This is a genomic window from Actinomadura geliboluensis (genome assembly GCF_005889745.1).
GTDB classification, from domain to species: domain Bacteria; phylum Actinomycetota; class Actinomycetes; order Streptosporangiales; family Streptosporangiaceae; genus Spirillospora; species Spirillospora geliboluensis.
Genome location: NZ_VCKZ01000758.1, coordinates 1 through 1,084 on the forward strand (window position 1 = coordinate 1; position 1,084 = coordinate 1,084).

2 protein-coding genes are annotated in these 1,084 nt (G+C 67.4%); both read right to left on the reverse strand.

Annotated elements, in window-relative coordinates; all coding sequences use genetic code 11:
- Window positions 1-401, reverse strand: a 401-nt coding sequence (locus ETD96_RS44070; protein WP_205719774.1) for a peptidase inhibitor family I36 protein, incomplete at its 3' end; no start/stop codon positions are given.
- A 63-nt stretch (window positions 402-464) separates the two neighbouring features.
- A partial coding sequence (locus tag ETD96_RS44075; protein ID WP_138642391.1) for a peptidoglycan DD-metalloendopeptidase family protein occupies window positions 465-1,084 on the reverse strand: 620 nt, incomplete at its 5' end.

Sequence of the window (1,084 nt, forward strand, 5' to 3'; positions counted from 1 at the left end):
TGGTTCTTCAGGCTGGAGTTGAGGTTGCCCTTGGCGCCGGCCTTGAAGTCCTGGTAGGTGCCGCCGTAGTTGCTGTTGTAGTAGACGCGGACGGTCTTGGTGCTGCGGTTCCAGACCGAGGCGGCCTGGTTCTTGATGCACTGCCCCTTGCCGTTGCCCGTCCCCTTGAAGTCGTAGCAGGACGGCTGGGTGGTGCCGTAGTCGGCGATCGACCCGGTGAAGTCCGAGACAGACCCCGCGTTGTCGCTGTTGAAGTAGTAGCAGAACTCGCCGCTCTCGCACACGCCGTTGCGGCTCGCCGCCGAGGCGGGCGACGCCGGGAGCAGCACCGCCCCGCCGACCGCCATCGCGGCGGCCGCCGCGACGACCCGCGGGATCAGCCGCGCCGTTCGTCTTAACACGTTCGCTTCCCCTTCTGGTGAAGGTGCTGGTGAGAGGTGCGGCCGGTGCGGGCCGCGGTCCGGCTAGCGGATGTTGTAGCCCTGGGACTGCCAGAAGGAGGTCGGGTTCGGGTTGTCGAGGTGGGAGTCGTTGACGCTCTTGGCGGCGTGCGTCTGGCGGCCGGGCCGCATCTCGACGTGGGTGTGGGCGCCCGAGCTGGACGACACCCCGCGCCACGCCTCGTCGGCGATGACCTGGCCCTTGCTGATCGACTGGCCCACGGCCAGCGACGACCGCGGCGCGGAGTGCAGGTAGATCACCGTCTTGTTCAGCGACGCGTTGTAGATGGAGATCGTGGACAGCCCGCCGCTGCCATTGGCGCCGCGCGCGATGTAGATGATCTTACCGGCGACCAGGGCGCGGACGTCGGAGCCGACGCTGCGGGCGATGTCGATGCCCTCGTGCCGTCCGGGCGTGGTGGTGTAGCCGTCGAAGCCGCAGGTGATGCGGCCGCCGCTGGCGTTGTAGAGCGCGTACGACATGTTCGTGCGCGACGACGGCGAGAACTGGTGCGAGGCGTTCTGGTTCTTCAGGCTGGAGTTGAGGTTGCCCTTGGCGCCGGCCTTGAAGTCCTGGTAGGTGCCGCCGTAGTTGCTGTTGTAGTAGACGCGGACGGTCTTGGTGCTGCGGTTCCAGACCGAGG